Origin of the sequence: Phaeobacter sp. JH20_34, from assembly GCF_048056095.1 — a bacterium.
Classification (GTDB): domain Bacteria; phylum Pseudomonadota; class Alphaproteobacteria; order Rhodobacterales; family Rhodobacteraceae; genus Phaeobacter; species Phaeobacter bryozoorum.
The window spans coordinates 184,025-201,919 of the sequence record NZ_JAYMWT010000023.1 but is presented as its reverse complement, the minus strand read 5'-3'; the positions used below and the strand labels follow the sequence as shown (position 1 = coordinate 201,919).

At 63.7% G+C, this 17,895-nt stretch carries 12 protein-coding genes; 4 read left to right on the top strand and 8 right to left on the bottom strand.

Annotated features, from left to right (window positions below; genetic code table 11):
• Positions 1–107 precede the first annotated feature (107 nt).
• The 7 genes from VWZ81_RS18905 to VWZ81_RS18875 form a co-directional block, all read right to left on the bottom strand.
• Complete coding sequence (locus tag VWZ81_RS18905) at positions 108–869, bottom strand: SDR family oxidoreductase (RefSeq protein ID WP_416543534.1); 762 nt, start codon at positions 867–869, stop codon at positions 108–110.
• A 67-nt stretch (positions 870–936) separates the two neighbouring features.
• Positions 937–1,356: an alternative ribosome rescue aminoacyl-tRNA hydrolase ArfB gene (arfB, locus tag VWZ81_RS18900; protein ID WP_416543533.1), complete on the bottom strand. Its 420-nt coding sequence runs from the start codon at positions 1,354–1,356 to the stop codon at positions 937–939.
• Positions 1,357–1,682: 326 nt separating this feature from the next.
• Complete coding sequence (locus VWZ81_RS18895) at positions 1,683–2,315, bottom strand: queuosine precursor transporter (RefSeq protein ID WP_416543532.1); 633 nt, start codon at positions 2,313–2,315, stop codon at positions 1,683–1,685.
• Between the two features lie 133 nt (positions 2,316–2,448).
• Positions 2,449–3,378 carry an esterase-like activity of phytase family protein gene (locus VWZ81_RS18890; RefSeq protein ID WP_416534576.1) on the bottom strand — a complete coding sequence of 310 codons (930 nt, stop codon included), beginning with the start codon at positions 3,376–3,378 and terminating at the stop codon, positions 2,449–2,451.
• A complete protein-coding gene (gene mepA / locus VWZ81_RS18885; RefSeq protein WP_416543531.1) occupies positions 3,351–4,274 on the bottom strand; it encodes a penicillin-insensitive murein endopeptidase in 924 nt (307 codons plus the stop codon). The genes VWZ81_RS18890 and mepA overlap by 28 nt, the downstream gene beginning before the upstream one ends.
• Entirely contained in the window at positions 4,271–5,692 is a 1,422-nt protein-coding gene (locus tag VWZ81_RS18880) for an MFS transporter (RefSeq protein ID WP_416543539.1), read from the bottom strand. The genes mepA and VWZ81_RS18880 overlap by 4 nt, the downstream gene beginning before the upstream one ends.
• A 111-nt stretch (positions 5,693–5,803) precedes the next feature.
• Entirely contained in the window at positions 5,804–6,382 is a 579-nt protein-coding gene (locus tag VWZ81_RS18875; RefSeq protein ID WP_340546401.1) for an acyl-CoA thioesterase, read from the bottom strand.
• A 134-nt stretch (positions 6,383–6,516) separates the two neighbouring features.
• Between VWZ81_RS18875 and VWZ81_RS18870 the strand changes: the two genes are divergently transcribed.
• The 3 genes from VWZ81_RS18870 (at position 6,517) to yaaA (ending at position 9,913) form a co-directional block, all read left to right on the top strand.
• Positions 6,517–6,804: a YggT family protein gene (locus tag VWZ81_RS18870; RefSeq protein ID WP_014873231.1), complete on the top strand. Its 288-nt coding sequence runs from the start codon at positions 6,517–6,519 to the stop codon at positions 6,802–6,804.
• 200 nt (positions 6,805–7,004) lie between these two features.
• A complete protein-coding gene (gene recQ / locus VWZ81_RS18865; RefSeq protein ID WP_416540838.1) occupies positions 7,005–9,119 on the top strand; it encodes a DNA helicase RecQ in 2,115 nt (704 codons plus the stop codon).
• A gap of 29 nt (positions 9,120–9,148) precedes the next feature.
• Positions 9,149–9,913 carry a peroxide stress protein YaaA gene (yaaA, locus tag VWZ81_RS18860; protein WP_416534572.1) on the top strand — a complete coding sequence of 255 codons (765 nt, stop codon included), beginning with the start codon at positions 9,149–9,151 and terminating at the stop codon, positions 9,911–9,913.
• A 16-nt stretch (positions 9,914–9,929) separates the two neighbouring features.
• Here yaaA and VWZ81_RS18855 read toward each other — a convergent pair whose 3' ends face one another.
• Entirely contained in the window at positions 9,930–12,260 is a 2,331-nt protein-coding gene (locus tag VWZ81_RS18855) for a response regulator (RefSeq protein ID WP_416543530.1), read from the bottom strand.
• A 307-nt stretch (positions 12,261–12,567) separates the two neighbouring features.
• On the opposite strand from VWZ81_RS18855, the gene VWZ81_RS18850 reads away from it, so the two are divergent.
• Positions 12,568–17,877, top strand: a complete 5,310-nt coding sequence (locus tag VWZ81_RS18850) for an alpha-2-macroglobulin family protein (RefSeq protein ID WP_416543529.1) — start codon at positions 12,568–12,570, stop codon at positions 17,875–17,877.
• Positions 17,878–17,895 lie beyond the last annotated feature (18 nt).

Sequence of the window (17,895 nt, the reverse complement as noted above, 5' to 3'; positions counted from 1 at the left end):
GCATCTGGGGCAGATTATGGCAGGGGCGCGCTGGCGCGCGCGGCCTCCGGCGGGAGTATTTCTGGAAAGATGACATGCGGGTCGGATATTTGGTCGGGCTTGGGCGGTCAGATACAGCGCCCGCCGTCGACCTCCAGCGCGACGCCGGTCACCATGCTGGCCTCATCCGAGCAGAGGTAGCAGGCGGCATTGCCCATATCCTCCGGGGTGGAAAAGCGGCCGATTGGAATGGTGGAGAGGAATTTGGCGCGGATTTCCGGCGTATCCTCTCCCATGAAGGTTTTCAGCAGCGGAGTTTCGCCCGCGACCGGGTTGATCGCATTGACCCGCACCCCGGCGGCGGCAAGCTCAACCGCCATGGTGCGGGTTGCGGTGATCATCCAGCCCTTGGAGGCGTTGTACCAGTTGAGATTGGGACGGGGTGAGATGCCGGCGGTGGAGGCGACATTCAGGATGGCGCCGGAGTGGCGCGCCTTCATATGCGGCACCAATGCGCGGGCGGTCAGGTAGACGGATTTCATATTGACGGCAAAGACGCGGTCGAAATCCTCTTCGCTGACGTTTTCAAGCGGCGTCGGCAGGTGGCTGACACCAGCGTTGTTGACCAGAATATCGACCTGTCCGAATTGATCCAGCGCCGTGGCCGCCATCTGATCGACCGAGGCGCGGTCGGAGACATCGACGGTCTGGGCAAATGCCCGATCTGTGCCATGGCTGTTGCGGGCCTGTTCTGCGGCCTGTGCGGCGGCGTCGGCGTTGATATCGGCAATCATCACCCGCGCGCCCTCCTGCAGGAATTTGGTGACGATGCCGGCGCCAAAGCCTGACGCCCCGCCGGTTACAATGGCGCATTTCCCTGCCAGCCGCATATGTTCTCTCCCCGAATTGACTCGGCGGCAGCTTGGCGGAGACCGGGGAGCAGCGCAATCGCCTGTCTCAGTCTGGGTCGATCTTACCGCGCGTCGCCTTGATGTCGCCGCGCTGGCGTTTGGCCTCCAGACGGCGGCGTACCGAGCCGCGGGTGGGTTTGGTGGCAATGCGGCGTTTGGGGGCAATCAGGGCCTGGCGGATCAGTTCGGCCAGGCGTTCGCGCACCAGATCACGGTTGCGCTGCTGCGAGCGGGTTTCGTCGCATTGCAGGATGATCGCGCCATCCTTGGTCCAGCGGCGGCCGGCCAGCCGTTTCAGGCGCGATTTCACCGCCGGGCTGAGCGCCGGGGAGCGTGCGGCCTCGAACCGCAGTTCGACGGCGGAGGAGACCTTGTTCACGTTCTGCCCGCCGGGACCTGAGGCGCGCATAAAGCTTTCGGTCAATTCCCAGTCCTGTAGGGCGATGGTGTCGGTAATGTGCAACATGGGCGAACCATAATCTGCCGTATCGCCAAGGTCCAAGCGAAAGCCGTGGCTGGGAGGTCACCGGAGGGCATCGCGTGACGCAAAAAGGGCCGCCCCGACGGAGGCGGCCCTTTCCGAAAGTCTGTAAGAGCAAAGGCAGGTTAGGGTCTGAAACCCAGCCGGATGGCGACTGCCAGAGAGGGCTGCCTCAGAGGGCCGCCGCTCCGGTTGTTGCTACGCCTTGCTCCAATACCTTTCTTGACACTGGATCACCTCCTTTTCTCTCTGTTTCCGCTGTCTTGGATGGTGGCACGGAACCGGAAGATCTCCAAATAAAAAGACGGCTGTCAGTTAACGCTGGCCTGCGACCGTGTAAGACGTGCCACGATCAGGCGGAAGGGGACGAGCGCCAGCAGCGCCAGTGCCACTTTCACGCCCCAGTCGGCAACAGCAAGCGAGACCCAGAGCGGGGCGACGGGGCCAGTGCCGAGGATCGGCAGCATTTCACCGGCCCAGCTGACATCATTGCCGGGTTCCAGCCAGACCAGAGCGCCGGAAAAGGCGATGCTGAAGAACAGCGCGGTGTCGACCGTGGCGCCGATCAAGGTCGAGGCCAGCGGTGCCCGCCACCAGGCGCCATTGCGCAGGGCGGCAAAGATCGAGACGTCCAGCAGCTGTGCTGTGAGGAAGGCAAGGCCGGAGGCGATGGCGATGCGCAGGGTCACGAGGGGGCCGAATTCGCCCATGATCTGGGTGCCGATCAGCGAGCAGATGACGCCAACGACAAAACCGGCCAGCACCACCTTGCGAGCGGGTCTGGTGCCATAGACGCGGTTGGTCACATCGGTCACGAGGAAGGCGATGGGATAGGTGAAGGCGCCCCAGGTCAGCCATTGGCCGAACAGGAATTGCACCAGGATGTTGGAGGCCACAACAACAGCGGCCATGGCAAGAATGCCAGGAAGGTAAGAGCGTGTCATTTTGCAGTCCGTTTTTTAGACAAGGTCGCGGAGACTTGTTTCGCCGATGCGAAAGATCAGGCCCAATAGCGGAAAAGCCCCTGTTTGGGCAAGAGATTTGTCAGGTATTGCCTGCTGTCGCACCGGTGGTGGCCTAATCGGGCAGCCGGTATTCCACCAGTTCGGTGCGTTGCAGCGATTTGAAGTTGTCGTCGGAGACCATGGTGGCGCGCAGCGCGCCGCTGCTGTCGCGCCAGATCGAGACGCCCTCCAGATTGTCGTGCAGACCGAGACCGGTTTGCAGCAATGTGACCTCGCCGCTGATGCCATCGGCGGTGATGTCCCAGCGCCGCAGGCGGCTGCGAAAGCCGATGAAGCCAAAGTCGCGTTCCAGGAGGTAGAAGCGGCCGTCAGGGCCGAAATCGGCGCCCACAGGGAGGAATTTTCCCCGGCTCGGCAGATCAAAGGGACGGTCCCAGCGGCTGCCATTCCACCGCCAGACGGGGATATCTCCCGCCTCGGTCAGGGCGCGTTCCGGCAGCGTGTAGAGATGGCCCTTGCCGTCGATGGCGAGGGCCTCCAGCGCCTTGTTCAGGGGCAGGCGGCGAAAGGCCTTTGGGCGGGGCAGCACCTCGGCGCGACTGTCACCCCGGCGGTGCCGGGCCACGCGCGAGACGCCTTCAAAGGAGATGAAGAGGGTGCCGTCACGCGCGATGGCGAGGCCTTCTGCGTCGACGATCCGCCCGCGCAGGATCGCGCCGTCTGATGCGCGCAGCTTATGGGCCTCGGTCGGTGTGATGGCCTCGATGGGGTGCAGTGCCGCGGTTCCGCGCTGAATGCGGGCGGTGACGATGGTGGCCCGATCGCTGACCACGGTCATCTGCGCCCCGTCCGGCGACAGCGACAGGGCGGAGAACCCGCCGAACCATTTGGCCGGGTGGGTCCAGCGATAGGCCGCGATGAACTGCGCCCCGCCCGGCTGTGCGGCCGAGGCGACGGGCCGATAGGCCAGCAGCGCCGTCAGAGAGATGGTCAGCGCCGCTGCCAGCCCGAGGCTCAGTTTGATTGCAGAACGGCGGCGCATTGCTGAGGCAGGTCCGAAAGAGTGTATTCACGCCGGGGTTTGGGCGGCGGCGCATTGGGGTCGCGCGGTTTTGGCGGCGGCGGATTCAGGATGTCCTTCACCCACTGGCGCGCGTCATCGCAGCCGTCGCCGCGCGGGGGCGGATCCTGATCGACACAGCCGCGCGCGCCGGCCGGGCATTTCAGCCGGACGTGGAAGTGGTAGTGATGGCCATACCAGGGCCGGACCTTGCGCAGCCAGTCGCGGTTGCCCTTCTCGTCGTTGCACATCTGGACCTTGGCGCCGGGGAAAACAAAGATCCGCGCCACGCGGTCATCCTTGGCGGCGGCGCGCAGGATGGCGTGGTGCTGGGGTGACCAGCTGGAATTGGTGTAGGCACCATTGGCCCGGCGCAGGGAGATCGAGGAGATTTTCTCGCGTTCGTCGACGGAGAGGTCGAGGCGCTTGGCCGGCAGCATCCAGATATCGGCGTCCAGACCCACCTGATGACTGCGGTGCCCGGACAGCATCGGGCCGCCGCGCGGCTGGCTGATATCGCCGACATAGAGCCCGTTCCAGCCGCTCTGGCGGGCGGCAACGTGGCTCAGATCCTTGATAAAGTCGATGGTTTCGGGATGGCCCCAGTTGCGGTTGCGCGACAGGCGCATCGCCTGCCAGGTCGGGCCGGTCTGGGGCAGCTGTTCTGCCCCGGCCACGCAGCCCTTGGCGTAGGAGCCATGCGGTGCGGGTTTCTGCGCGGAGCCTGCGCGTTTGGCACCGAACAGCTGCTTTGCGGGTACGTCCGAGTTTGCAGAGCGGCTGACCACCGGATTGGCGGAGGGTGATCGGCTGTCCCCGGCGGGGGCGCAGGCTGTCAACAGGAGGGCGGTGAGGGTGATGTATCGACTGAACTTCAACTCTGGTCTCCTTCTGCATTGACCCAGCGCAGAACGATGAGCCCGATAATGAACAATAGAATAACCGGTGCAATGCCGAGGCGGGCACTGCCGGTGAGCGTGGTGGCTATTCCGATCAGGGCCGGTGCCAGAAAGGCTGTGGCGCGACCCGAAAGGCCATAAAGACCGAAGGCCTCGGTCGCGTTCTCGGGCGTGGTGTGGCGGACCATGAGGCTGCGGCTGGCGGCCTGAAGGATACCACCAAAGCCACCGATCAGCACACCGCAGGCAAAGAAGACGGCGTCAGGCAGGCCGGAGCCTTCGGAGAGAGAGAGGCCAAAGAACTGGTCGCGGGACATGTTGACGACCAGGAAACAGACGGTTGTCAGGATCAGAATTGCGGTGGTGATGACCGGTTTCGGGCCAAAGCGGCGATCTGCCAGCCCGCCGAGCCAGCTGAACAGCGCCGAGGAAATCACGGCGATGATGCCGAAGACGCCGATCAGGGTGATTTCCCAGCCCAGCACCAGCCGCGCGTAAATTCCGCCAAAGGCATAAAGCCCGTTCAGCGCATCCCGGTAGAGCATCGAGGAGATCAGATAGCCGGTCAGGCTGGCGCGATGGCGCAGACTGCGGACGGCGCGACCAACGGAACGGATGGCATCGCCAAACCGCCCGCGCGCGCCGGTGATGGCATCGTCGCGCACCCAGCGGAAATAGGGGATGATAAAGAGCGCAAACCAGATCGCTGTCAGCGGACCTGCGGCGCGGGTGCCTTCGCGGGTCTCCGCATCCAGCCCCAGAATGGGATCAATCCCGATCAGGGTTTTGCCATTCCCCTGTTCGACGAACAATGTGAGCATCAGGAAAAGCGCGATCACCCCGCCAAGGTATCCGATAGCAAAGCCGGTGCCTGAGATGGTGCCGACGTCTTCCTTGTTGCCGAGAGAGGGCAGCTGCGCATTGACAAAGATCAGCGCAAATTCCGCGCCGATAAAGCCGAAGCCAAAGCTGATGAGCATCCACCAGAGGTTTGATCCGTCTGGGTCCATGAACCACAGGCCCCAGGCGCCGGTCACATACATCAGCGAAAACATCATGATCCAGGGCATTTTGCGCCCGGAGATATCCGCAAGCGCGCCCAGAAACGGCCCGCCAAGGCCGATCATCAGGCCGGTGATGGTGAGGCACATCGACCAGACCGTCTGCGCCTGCGCCTTTGCCGCCTCATCCGCGAGACCCTGGGTCAGGTAATACTCGGCGGCAACGGCTGCGAAGAAGGGCGCAAAGACAAAGGTGACCAGCAGCGTGTGATAGGGCTGACTGGCCCAGTCAAAGGCCCACCAGCCCCAGATGCGCTTGCGCATGGATATCTGCGTCATGCCTCGTCGTCCCTCGCCCGATGCCTGTCGTGGTCTTTTGTCGTTACCTTTTGGTATGACAGGCCGGTATGGGGTTAGGCAAGCGTGTCCTGCGTTGAGCTGTGGTAGATCGCGCTGGTCCTTCGTACAGCCGTATGCTGTGCGGCCGGATGCTGCGGCGGGCCGACCCTAGCCGTTTTGGAGGGTTTCGGGCGCCGCAGGGGCTGGATCCGCCATCATCGGTGGCCAGGGGCGGCCTGCGTCCGCCTCGCACCAGGCCTTGATCCAGGCGGGCATCTCCGGGGCGAGGCTGTCGGTGCGACCGATGGTTTTGAGCACCTCCTGCGGTGCGACGATCCCCTTGGCATCGGTGATGGCGGTGCGCAGCATCACGTGGCTGGCGCAGTCGCCGTTGGATTTCCACATGGATTGTTCCAGATAGATGAAGCGATCGTCCCAGGCCACTGCCCGGCTGCGCATCTCGAACCGTTCAAAGCCGCGGATGCGGCGGCGAAACCGCACCGTGGTGCCCGCAACCGTCATGCCCCAGCGACGGCTGCGCAGGGCACCGATCAGGCCGACACGCTGGGCCAGCATGGTACGGCCCAGATCATAGAGCGTCATCGCACGGCCGTTGTTGAGCTCCATCCAGATATCCAGATCCCAGGGCCAGCAGATGTGGCGGGAAACATGGGTGTCGGTCAGATCCAGCGGCGGCATCCGGCGGGCAACCAGCAGATCCTTGATCAGGCGGACGATGGGAAACATGGGCGCGCTCTCCTGTGTGATGTGCCCGTGTTGCCATCTGTTTACAGCGCGTCAACCGCAACCTCGCGGCAGTCTTGCGATTTTGCGCGGGCGCGCTTACCTGTGGACAGGCTCCAAAAAGGGAAATCAAAGAGATGCTGTCGCTGTTTCAAATTCTGATGCTGATCCTGGACATCGTCTGGTTCTTCATCATTGCCCATGTGATCATGAGCTGGCTGATCAATTTTCAGGTTCTGAACCTCAATCAGCAATTTGTGGCGCAGGTCTGGTATGGTCTGAACCGCTTGTTAGAGCCGCTTTATGCGCCAGTGCGCCGCATTTTGCCCAATATGCAGGGCCTTGATCTGGCGCCGCTGGTGGTGCTGATCGCCGTTTATGCGCTGCGGATTATTCTGACCAACAATATCGCCATGTTCTATTGACCCAATGGGCCGAGGCGCGGCGATCGCTCTGATCGCGGCGCGGCGATTGATGCGGATGGACCGCCCAGGCATCGGCCTGCGGCGGTCTTTTCGGTGCCACTTGTCTGACGGTCGGGGGTGCGCACCCTTGTGGGTCGAATCCCGTTGTGGGATTGTAGCTGCCAAGACGAGCAGAACACAAAACGAGGCCCCCAGCCCCCATGTCCGCATTGCAGCCGGAAATGACCGCTCCGACCGGGGCGACCTCCACTGGCACATCCGTCACCGCTGCCTGTGCTACTGGCGCGACGCCGCTGTTGCGGGAAATCTTTGGCTTTGACGGGTTTCGCCCGGGGCAGGAGGAGATCGTCGACGCCGTGACCGCCGGTGAAAATGTGCTGGCGATCATGCCAACCGGCGGCGGCAAATCCCTGTGCTTCCAACTGCCTGCTCTGCTGCGTGAGGGGGTCACGGTGGTGATCTCGCCGCTGATTGCATTGATGCGCGATCAGGTGCGGGCGTTGCAGGAGGTTGGCGTGACCGCCGGGGCGCTCACCTCGGGCAATACCGACGAAGAAACCGAGGCGGTCTGGCAGTCCATCGAGGAGGGGCGGCTAAAGCTTCTGTATATGGCGCCGGAACGGCTGGCCTCCGGGGCGGCGATGGGGATGCTGCGGCGGATCGGTGTCAGCCTCATCGCGGTGGATGAGGCGCATTGCGTCAGCCAGTGGGGCCATGATTTCCGCCCCGATTACCTGCGGATTGGTGAATTGCGGCGGGCGCTGGACGTGCCGCTGGCGGCCTTTACCGCGACCGCAGATCAGGAAACCCGCGAAGAGATTGTCGAGAAGCTGTTTGATGGTGTCGCACCGCGCAGTTTCCTGCGCGGCTTTGACCGGCCCAATATCCATCTTGCCTTTGCCACCAAAGACAGCCCGCGCCGTCAGATACTCGAGTTTGCGGCCGCCCGAAAAGGTCAATCCGGCATCGTCTATTGTGGGACACGTGCCAAGACCGAAGCGCTGGCGGCGGGGCTGCGCGAGGCGGGCCACGCCGCCTGTTATTATCACGGTGGCATGGACGCCGAGGACCGGCGCGGGGTGGAGACGCGCTTTGCCCGCGAGGACGGTCTGATCGTTGTGGCCACGGTGGCCTTCGGCATGGGGATCGACAAGCCCGATATTCGCTGGGTCGCCCATGCGGATCTGCCCAAATCCATCGAGGCCTATTATCAGGAAATCGGACGCGGTGGCCGCGACGGCGCGCCTGCCGAGACGCTGACGCTGTTCGGGCCGGAAGATATTCGACTGCGTCGCAGTCAGATCGACGAGGGTCTGGCGCCGCCGGACCGCCGCAGTGCAGACCATGCCCGGCTGAATGCGCTGCTCGGACTGGCCGAAGCGCTGAAATGCCGCCGCCAGACCCTGCTGGCCTATTTCGGCGAGGCGGCTGAGCCCTGCGGCAACTGTGATCTCTGCGACCAGCCGGTGGATGTGTTCGACGGCACCACGGCGGTGCGCAAGGCGCTGTCGGCGATCCTGCGAACGAACGAGACCTATGGATCGGGACATCTGATCGACATTCTGGTGGGCAATGCGACCGACCGGGTGCGTGACAAGCGGCATGACGATCTGTCGGTCTTTGGCTGTGGCAAGGAATATGGCAAGCGACAGTGGCAGGCGGTGTTCCGGCAGATGATGGGGCATGATCTGGTGCGCCCCGATCCCGAACGCCATGGCGCGCTGCGGATGACCGAGGCGGCGCTGCCGGTTCTGCGCGGTGAACAGGACATTGCGCTGCGCCGCGACACCATCAGCTCTGCCAAGCGCAGCCCTGCGGTAAAGGCGCTGGTGTCGGATGAGGACGCGCCGCTGTTGTCGGCACTGAAAGCCAAGCGGCGCGCGCTGGCCGAGGCGCAGAAAGTGCCGGCTTATGTTATCTTTGCGGATCGCACGCTGATCGAGATGGCCGAAACCCGGCCCGATACGCTGGATAAAATGGCGCGGATCGGCGGTGTCGGGGCGAAGAAACTGGAGCGGTATGGCAGCGATTTCCTGTCGGTGATCACCGGCGAGAGCGCGGCGCTGCACCCGATGCGGCGCAAGCTGGCCGGGCGCGATGCCGGATCGGTTTATGATGCGTTGATGGCTGTGCAGGCGGAGCTGGCGCGGGGCAGCGACGGAACCGAGAAACCGCTGAGCTGTTCTGCGGCGCAGCTGGCGAAGCTGGCGCAGGTCCGTCCGCAGACTGAAATCGCCATCACAAGGCTGTTAGGCGAGCGCCGCGCGGAACGTTTTGCAGCGGCGTTTCTGGACGTCTTGCGCGGCGCGGGCTAGGTCTTGTCCAGAACAGATGGGGGCAGAATATGCTGGTAGTGACTTCTCCGGCCAAAAAGCTGGACTGGAGCGAACGCGACGTTGAGATGACATGGCCCGCCATGCACGACGCGGCGGTGGATTTGGCATCCGTGGCGCGCGATCTGTCGGTCGCCGAGCTGATGAAGCTGATGCATATCAGCGAGGATCTGGGAAAGCTGAACTACGAGAGATTTCAGAGCTTTACCGCCGATCCGGGCAGCGATGCCACGCGCCCGGCCGCGCTGGCCTTTGCGGGTGACACCTATCAGGGGCTGGAGGCGGGATCTCTGGACGCGGAGGAAATGGCCTGGGCGCAGGACCATTTCCGCATTCTGTCGGGCCTTTACGGGCTGCTGCGGCCGCTGGATGCGATGCAGGCCTACCGGCTGGAGATGGGATCGCGGCTGAAGACGGCAAAGGGCAAGAATCTCTATGACTACTGGGGGCGGGACATCTCTGATGCGCTGAATGCCCAAGGTGAGGCCGTGGGCAGCGATGTGCTGGTGAACTGCGCCAGCCAGGAGTATTTCGGCGCGGTTGATCGCGAAGCGCTGGCGCTGCGGGTCGTGACGCCTGTTTTCATGGAAGACAAGAACGGCACGCCCAAGGTGGTGAGCTTTTACGCCAAGCGGGCGCGGGGCGCGATGGCGCGCTACATCATTCAGAACCGGCTAAGCGATCCTGCGGCGTTGCTGGATTTTGACAGCGGCGGCTATCGCTACATGCCGGAGATGTCGGAGCCGGATCAGCCGGTGTTCCTGCGCGCGGGCTGAGCGGGGCCGGTGCAGATCAGGCGGCGCCGGTCTGGGTGAGGTCGTCATCCGCCAGCGGCGCCGCCTCGGCAGGCAGATAGGCGTGAATACGTTCGTGGATCAGCGCCTTGCGCAGGGGTTTGGTCAGGTAGTGATCCAGACCTGCGGCGAGAATCCCGTCTGAATCGCCGGCCATGGCATGGGCCGTGAGGGCGACAACCGGCGTGTAGATGCCGGTGCCGTGTTCCAGCGCGCGGATTTTCTGCGTTGCCTCCTTGCCGTCCATCACCGGCATCGAGATATCCATGAAAATCAGGTCAGGCTGGAAGGACTGATAGGCCTCCACCGCCTCAATCCCGTTGCTGGCAAATTGCAGATCTATGTTCAGATCTTTCACCATTTTGCGGAACACAAGCTGGTTGGTCCGGTTGTCTTCTGCTGCCAGAATCCGCATCAGCCGGGGCGTCGGGGTGGCATCGACCGCCGCGGCGATCGGGGCCGGCGCCAGGGTCGGCGCCACGGTCGGGGAGTGCGCCGGAGCCGTTGGCTGCGCTGACGGCAGCGGTGTGGCCACCGTGTCGAGCACCTGCGGTGTGGCTGCAACCGGCTCAACCATATCTGCGGCACGCGCCGCTGATCCACGCTTGGGCAGGTCGACAAGCCGCTGGAACAGCTCGTCCCGCTGGATCGGTTTCAGCAGCACGCTGTCTGTCACGGATTGGACAACCGCGTTGCTGGCTGCTGTGGGGTCGCTGCTGAGCATGAGGATCGGCACACTGGCAAAGGAGCCGGAGCGCAGTTTGCGGGCCAGTTCGACCCCATCCTGATCGGGCAGTTGCTCATCGCAGATGACCAGATCGACGTCCTCAGGCATCTGGGCAATTGCGGTGGTGCCATTGTCAAAGACCGTCACATCCAGCCCCAGCGTCGCCAGCTGTTTGCTGAGCACGTCGCGCATGACCGATTGGGACTCGATAACCACGACCTGACACAGCCCCTTGGGCAGCGTCGGGATGCTGGTTGAAGCGCCCTCTGCCAGTGGCAGCTCCATGCGGAAACCGAAACAGGACCCCTTGCCCTCCTCGCTTTCGACCCAGATTTCGCCGCCCATCAGTTCAATCAGCCGCTTTGAGATCGCAAGGCCAAGGCCGGTGCCCTCAAACTGGCGATTGCGCTCATCCTCGACCTGATTGAATTCGCCAAAGATGTCCTGCACCTTCTCTGCGGGGATACCGATGCCGGTGTCTTCGATGGTGACATGGATCGAACAGATCTTGTCGTCAGCATTGGAGATGCCGGTGATTTGCAGGGCAACATGACCTTCTGAGGTGAATTTCACCGCGTTGCCGACAAGATTGGTGAGCACCTGGCGAATGCGTCCTGGATCCCCGACGAAGCTGGTCGGAAGGAACAGATCGTAGTCCAGCAGCAGTGTCAGACCCTTGTCCCGTGCCGTGGGCTGAAGCAGCATCAGCACCTCATGCACACTGCGCTCCAGATCAAAGGGTTCAGGGTGCAGCTGCAGTTTCTGCGCCTCGATCTTGGAATAGTCGAGCACGTCATTGATGATGACCAAAAGCGCTTCGCCGGAGTTTTTGATCGTGTTGGCGTAGAGCTGTTGTTCCTCGTTCAGATTGGTGTCGCTGAGCAGCTCGGCCATGCCGACAACACCGTTCATCGGGGTGCGAATCTCATGGGACATATTGGCCAGGAAGGCGGATTTGGCACGATTTGCGGCCTCGGCCCGCTCGCGGGCGGCCTCAAGCTCCTCCTCGTATTGGACGGTGGAGGTGATATCGAGCGCCAGGCTGACCATATCGCCGCCATGGCCGCGCTGATCCAGCAGTCGCAGGTAGCGGTCGTCCCACATCCGTACGACCACAGGTTCGGGGGAGGGCGACAGCCAGCGCTCCGACATCTGGGCGCGCCAGTGATCGGGATCCTGTTCTCCGGTGTTCACCAGCCCCTCATCGGTGAGAATCTGCAGGATCCGTACGTAGGAGACGCCAGGCGCCACTTCCTCCAGCCCGTCGAACAGGTCGAGATAGGCGCCATTGGCGCCGATCAGTTTGCTGTCGGCATCAAAGAAGGCAAAGCCGTCCTGAAAGGCCTGGATGGAATGCCAAAGCCGTCGCTCGGCGCGCTCAACCTTTTCGTTGGCGGTGGACAGGTCCGATTTCACCTTGGCGTTTTCGTCGCGCACCGTCGCGACCTCGGCCTGGGTGACGCCGATCTGGCGGGTCAGTGCCAGCGCATGGCGCCCGAGTTTGCGGTTGGCTGCCGAAAGTTCCGCCTGCTTCAATTCAAGCAGGCGCTCCGCCGCGAGACGCGCGCGTCGTTCTTCCGTCAATCTGTCAGCAAGGTTCATCCCTGCGAACTCCACATAAAACCAACACGACCTGTCTGCCCTACTTTGGCGGGCAGAGATTAAATTGAGATTAGTTCATCTGTTACGTTGCGATATCTTGCTATGGCGTTAACCCCGTGCCAGCCTCTTGGCAGGTCTGGAGGGTTCTATTGTGCGTGTGCCTGTTTCATTTGTTGTACTTTTGTGCGGTTGGCTTGTTCAGCCATTAGTTGTTTTCGCTGATTCAATTTTTCCGGAAACGCGCTATGTCATTCAGCGCGACACCGATCATTTCGGGGCCGATCTTGGGCCGCTTTTTGACACCGATATGCGCAGTTGCGCGCGGGCTTGTTCGGCACAGGCCGATTGTGTCGGGTTTGCCTTCAACAGCCGATCAAACGCCTGTTTCCCAAAATCGGCGATGGATCAGCCGTCGCCCTATGACGGGGCGTTTTCAGCGCATAAGCTTCTCGCCGGTGCGGCAGAGAAGCAGGCGGCCAAACAGCGCGCCGCGGCCTTGCAGGGGCTGGAGGTTGCGGATCTAGCTGCGGTGTCCAAACAGGCAGAAAACCTTGGCCTGCGCTTTCCAACGGGTGGATCCAGCGTTGAGGATCTGATTGCTGCGGCGCAGGGGGCGCCGTCGGCAGCGGCGCTGCGGTGGGTTGCCGAGGCTGTGGTGCTGAGCGATCGCGGCGATCTGTGGCTGGACTATGCCCGCAGGCTGCTGCGTCAGGAACTCAACGGATCCGCTCAACGCCGCGCCCATGAAGAGGCCTTTGCCGCGGCGCTCAATGCCTATCTGCGCAGTTCGCAGCCGGCGGCGCAGGCGGCCGGATTGATCACCGCCGCAGAGGCGTTGGAACAGCTGGGGCGGGGACGTGCCGCGCTGGCGGTTCTGCGGCTGGCGGCAGATCGTGACACCAGCGCGAAACTGTCACTGCGTCTGGATGAGGCAATTGCCAAATATGGATTTCGTGTCACCGGGAGCCGGGTTGAGAGCGACAGCGCATCGCCCCGCATTTGTGTCGAATTTTCTGAAGATTTGGTACGCAGCGGGATCGACTACAGCGACTTTGTAAAACTTGCCGATCCGCGTCTGGTTGCCGAGTCGACCGCGCGCGAGCTGTGTATTGACGGTGTGGAGCATGGCACCCGCTACCGGGTGATGCTGCGGCGCGGGCTGCCGGCGGCAACCGGCGAGACATTGGCCAAGGATGTAACGCTGACCCACTACGTGCGGGATCGCGCCCCCAACGTGCGTTTCTCCGGGCGGTCCTATGTGCTGCCCAAGGGAGATCAGGTGGCGGTGCCGGTTGAGACGGTAAACGCGACCACGCTCGATCTGCGCCTGCGCCGTGTGAGCGATCGCAACCTGCTGCGAACCCTACAGGAGGATTATTTTGCCCGGCCGCTGTCGCAGTGGCAGGATGAACATTTCGCCAGCGATATTGCCGAGGAAATCTGGACCGGCACCGCGGAGGTCCAGCAGGATCTGAACCAATTGGTGACCACACGGCTGCCGCTTGATGAGGCGCTGGCGGATCAGCCGGTAGGTCTTTATGCGCTGAGCGCGCAGGTTCCCGGGGCCGATCCCTATGAGGCGCCTGCGGCAACCCAATGGTTCGTGCTGACCGATCTGGGTTTGAGCACCATGCTGGGCAGTGATGGGCTGCATGTGCAGGTACAGGGACTGGCAGATGCCGCGCCGCGCGCGGGCGTTCGTTTGCAGCTGATCTCCAATGCCAACGCGGTGCTGGGGACGGCAGTCAGCGACGCTGACGGCTATGCCCGTTTCGACGCGGGGTTGACCCGTGGAGAGGGGGCATCGGCTCCGGCTGTCATCATGGCGCTGAGCGGCGAGGAGGACGCGGCGGAGGTCGATTTTGCCTTTCTCTCATTGCGGGACGCCGCCTTTGATCTGTCGGACCGGGGGGTGGAGGGGCGTCTGGCGCCGGGTCCGATTGACGTGTTCCTGACCACTGATCGGGGGGCTTATCGTGCGGGTGAGGTGATTCATGCGACCGCCCTTGCCCGTGATCCGAGGGCCGAGGCGCTTCCGGGCGTGCCCTTGATCGCGGTTCTGAACCGCCCGGACGGGGTCGAATACGCCCGGGTGGTTTCCGATCAGGGGGTGCTGGGCGGCCATGTGTTCCGCCTGCCGATTGGCGATACGGCACCGCGCGGAACCTGGCGGTTGTCGATCCTGTCGGACCCCGAAGCCCCGGCGCTGGCCAGCAGGCAAATTCTGGTCGAGGATTTTCTGCCTGAACGCATTGATTTCACGCAAGAGCTGGCGGCAGGAGCCGACCAAGGTCTGCGTCCGGGCACAAGCGCCCCCTTGCGGATCGAAGCGCGGTATCTGTTTGGTGCCCCGGGCCGCGACCTGACTATCGAGGGCGAGGTGACCCTGCGCCCGGCGGAACAGGTGAGCGGTTGGACGGGCTATCGCTTTGGTCGCCATGACGAGGTCGTCGCGCCGCAGAGCCGCTATTTCGGCGGGATGAGCACCGATGCCTCGGGTCTGGGCGTGGTTACCGTGACACTGCCGGAGATTGACGCGCCGGGTCAGCCTCTGATTGCGGAGGTGACCACCCGGCTGGCCGATGGGGGCGCGCGACCCGTCGAACGGCAGATGACTGTGCCCATGCAGCCTGACGGGCCGGTGATTGGTATCAAGCCGCTTTTTGAAGAGGTCGTCGCAGAGGGCGATGCGGCGCGGTTTTCGCTGATTGCGCTGGCCCCGGACGGTAGCACGCGGGATATGCCGGTCACATGGAGTTTGAACCGGGTGGAAACCCGCTACCAGTGGTATCAGCTCTACGGCAACTGGAACTGGGAGCCGACCACCCGGCGCAGCCGGATCGCGACGGGTGAGGCAACCCTGAGCGCAGCGGCACCTCTGGTGCTGGAGCAGCCGGTAGACTGGGGCCGGTATGAGCTGGTGATCGAACATCGGGGCACGCCCTATGTGGCGGCTTCGACCGATTTCTATGCAGGGTGGTATGTGCCTGACGAGGGGGCGGATACGCCCGACCAGCTGGACGTCTTTCTTGATCGCGACAGTTACCAGCCCGGCGATACAGCGCGGTTGCGGCTGGTCACCCGCGCGGCTGGCACGGCTCTGGTTTCGGTGATGTCGAACCGGTTGATCAGCCGCCAGATGGTCGAGGTTCCCGCCGGGGAGACGGTGATTCCACTGGCAGTTGGTGCCGACTGGGGCAGCGGGGCATATGTCTCGGCGATGGTGGTGCAGCCGCTTGCTGGCAAAGCGGATCAGACCCCGACCCGCGCATTGGGGCTTGCCCATGCTCGCGTCATTCGCCCGGGCCAGGCGCTGGAGGTAACCTTGGACCTCCCCGAGGTGGCCCGCCCCCGCCGGACACAGCTGGCCCGCGTCGAGGTCGCGGGGGCCGCTCCCGGTGAAGAGGTCTGGCTGACGCTGGCGGCGGTTGATCTTGGGATATTGAACCTCACCGGGTTTCAGAGCCCGGACCCCCTGGCGCATTACTATGGCCAGCGGCGGCTCGGGATGGAGCTGCGGGATCTCTACGGTCGCCTGATCGAGAGTGGCAACGGCGCCTTGGGCCGGGTGCGCTCCGGCGGCGATGCTGGGGCGGGGATGCGACTGCAGTCGCCGCCACCGACGCAGGATCTGATGGCGGTGTTTTCCGGTCCGGTGAAGGTCAACGCCGATGGAACGGCCGAGGTGCCGATCGCGCTGCCAGCGTTTAACGGCACGGTTCGGGTGATGGCTGTCGCCTGGTCGCAAGATGCGGTTGGACAGGCGGAGCGGGACATGGTGGTGCGCGATCCGATCGTGGTGAGCGCCAATGCCCCGCGTTTTCTGGCGCCCGGAGACAGCAGCCGGGTTCTTGTGGAGCTCACTCATGCAGATGGGCTCGCAGGCCGACTGAGCCTTGCGGCGCGGGTCCTTGGCGGCGGGCTTGAGATCGGGACATTGCCGAAAGTCCTGGAGCTGGCCGATGGCGCAGATACCACCCTGATGCTGCCGGTCGAAGCGCTGGCTGTCGGAGATCCGGAGATTGAGCTCGCCGTGACGACACCGGAGGGCGAAACGCTGATCCAGACGCTGCGCCTGCCGGTGCGGGCCAATGATCCGATGGTTGCCACGACCAGACGGTTCAGGCTGGCGGCGGGGGATAGTTTTCTGTTCTCATCTGACGTCTTTACCGGGCTGCGACCGGGCGGCGCGCGGGCAGTGATGTCCGCGGGGCCGCTGGCGCGGTTCGACGTGCCGGGTCTGCTGACGGGCCTCGACCTCTACCCCTATGGCTGTACCGAGCAGATCACATCCCGGGCGCTGCCCTTGCTGTATCTGTCGTCGGTGGCACAGGCTGCCGGGTTGGGTGACGGGCCGCAGGTTGCCGCCCGGATTGACAGCGCCATTCAGCAGGTGCTGTCGCGGCAGGCCAGCAATGGCGGTTTTGGTCTGTGGCGCGCCGAAAGCGGTGATTTCTGGCTGGATGCTTATGCCAGCGATTTTCTGAGCCGCGCGCGTGTGCAGGGCTATCAGGTCGCTGACACCCGGTTCCGGCAGGCCTTGGACAACCTGCGCAACCGGGTGAATTATGCCCCCGATTTCGAGAATGGAGGTGAGGACATCGCCTATGCGCTGCTGGTGCTGGCGCGCGAGGGGGAGGCGGCGATGGGCGATCTGCGCTATTACGCCGACGTTAAGGCTGCGGATTTCGCCACACCCCTGGCCGTTGCCCAGATCGGGGCGGCGCTGGCGGCCTATGGCGATCAGCGCCGGGCCGATCAGATGTTTGCCCGGGCGGCCTCTATGTTGCAGGGGGATGATCCCGATCCGACCCTGTGGCGCGCCGACTATGGCAGCCAGCGCCGCGATCAGGCCGGTGTTCTGGCCCTGGCCAGCGAGGCCGGTTCGCAGGCGGTGGACAGCCGTCGTCTGAGCGCGGGCCTGACAGCCGATGGCCGGCTGCTGTCCACGCAGGAAAGCGCCTGGACGCTGATGGCGGCTCATGCGCTGATCGAGGGCGGTGGTGGCTCCGGTCTGTTGGTCAATGGACAGGCGACGGACGGGCCATTTGTTGAGGTCTTGGATGGAGATCAGGATCGCGATCCGATGGCGCTGACGGCGGCCTCGGGCAAGGAGGTCGATATCACCCTCACCACCCTTGGCGTTCCGCTGGTGGCGGCGCCGGCAGGGGGAACTGGTTACAGCATCGAGCGGAGCTATTACACACTGGAGGGCGAGGCACTGGCTCCGGATCAGTTCACGGTTGGCGACCGCTTTGTCACCGTGCTGCGGGTGGTCCCGTTTGAGCCGGGTGGCGCGCGGTTGATGATCAATGATCCGCTGCCTGCGGGGCTGGAGATTGATAATCCCAGCCTGCTGCGATCCGGTGATCTGAGCGGGCTAGACTGGCTGACGCTGAGCGACGCGCGACATGCAGAATTCCGTGCGGACCGGTTTCTGGCGGCTGTCGATCTGCGGAGGGGCCGCGACGACGAGGCCGGGGCGCCGGTGACGCTGGCCTATGTGGCGCGGGCGGTGACGCCCGGTCTGTTCCACCACCCGGCGGCGTCGGTTGAGGATATGTACCGGCCCGCCAGCCGGGCCCGCACCGGCACCGGGCGCGTGCAGGTCCGGTGATCCGCGCGCCAAAGATGC

What these genes read in the sequence shown, in the direction of transcription:
- VWZ81_RS18870 (WP_014873231.1), top strand. Translation starts at nt 6,517, where the DNA reads ATGCTGTCGCTGTTTCAAATTCTGATGCTGATCCTGGACATCGTCTGG.
- VWZ81_RS18890 (WP_416534576.1), bottom strand. Translation starts at nt 3,378, where the DNA reads ATGCGCCGCCGTTCTGCAATCAAACTGAGCCTCGGGCTGGCAGCGGCG.
- VWZ81_RS18895 (WP_416543532.1), bottom strand. Translation starts at nt 2,315, where the DNA reads ATGACACGCTCTTACCTTCCTGGCATTCTTGCCATGGCCGCTGTTGTT.
- recQ (WP_416540838.1), top strand. Translation starts at nt 7,005, where the DNA reads ATGTCCGCATTGCAGCCGGAAATGACCGCTCCGACCGGGGCGACCTCC.
- VWZ81_RS18850 (WP_416543529.1), top strand. Translation starts at nt 12,568, where the DNA reads ATGCGCAGTTGCGCGCGGGCTTGTTCGGCACAGGCCGATTGTGTCGGG.
- VWZ81_RS18855 (WP_416543530.1), bottom strand. Translation starts at nt 12,260, where the DNA reads ATGAACCTTGCTGACAGATTGACGGAAGAACGACGCGCGCGTCTCGCG.
- VWZ81_RS18875 (WP_340546401.1), bottom strand. Translation starts at nt 6,382, where the DNA reads ATGTTTCCCATCGTCCGCCTGATCAAGGATCTGCTGGTTGCCCGCCGG.
- yaaA (WP_416534572.1), top strand. Translation starts at nt 9,149, where the DNA reads ATGCTGGTAGTGACTTCTCCGGCCAAAAAGCTGGACTGGAGCGAACGC.
- arfB (WP_416543533.1), bottom strand. Translation starts at nt 1,356, where the DNA reads ATGTTGCACATTACCGACACCATCGCCCTACAGGACTGGGAATTGACC.
- VWZ81_RS18905 (WP_416543534.1), bottom strand. Translation starts at nt 869, where the DNA reads ATGCGGCTGGCAGGGAAATGCGCCATTGTAACCGGCGGGGCGTCAGGC.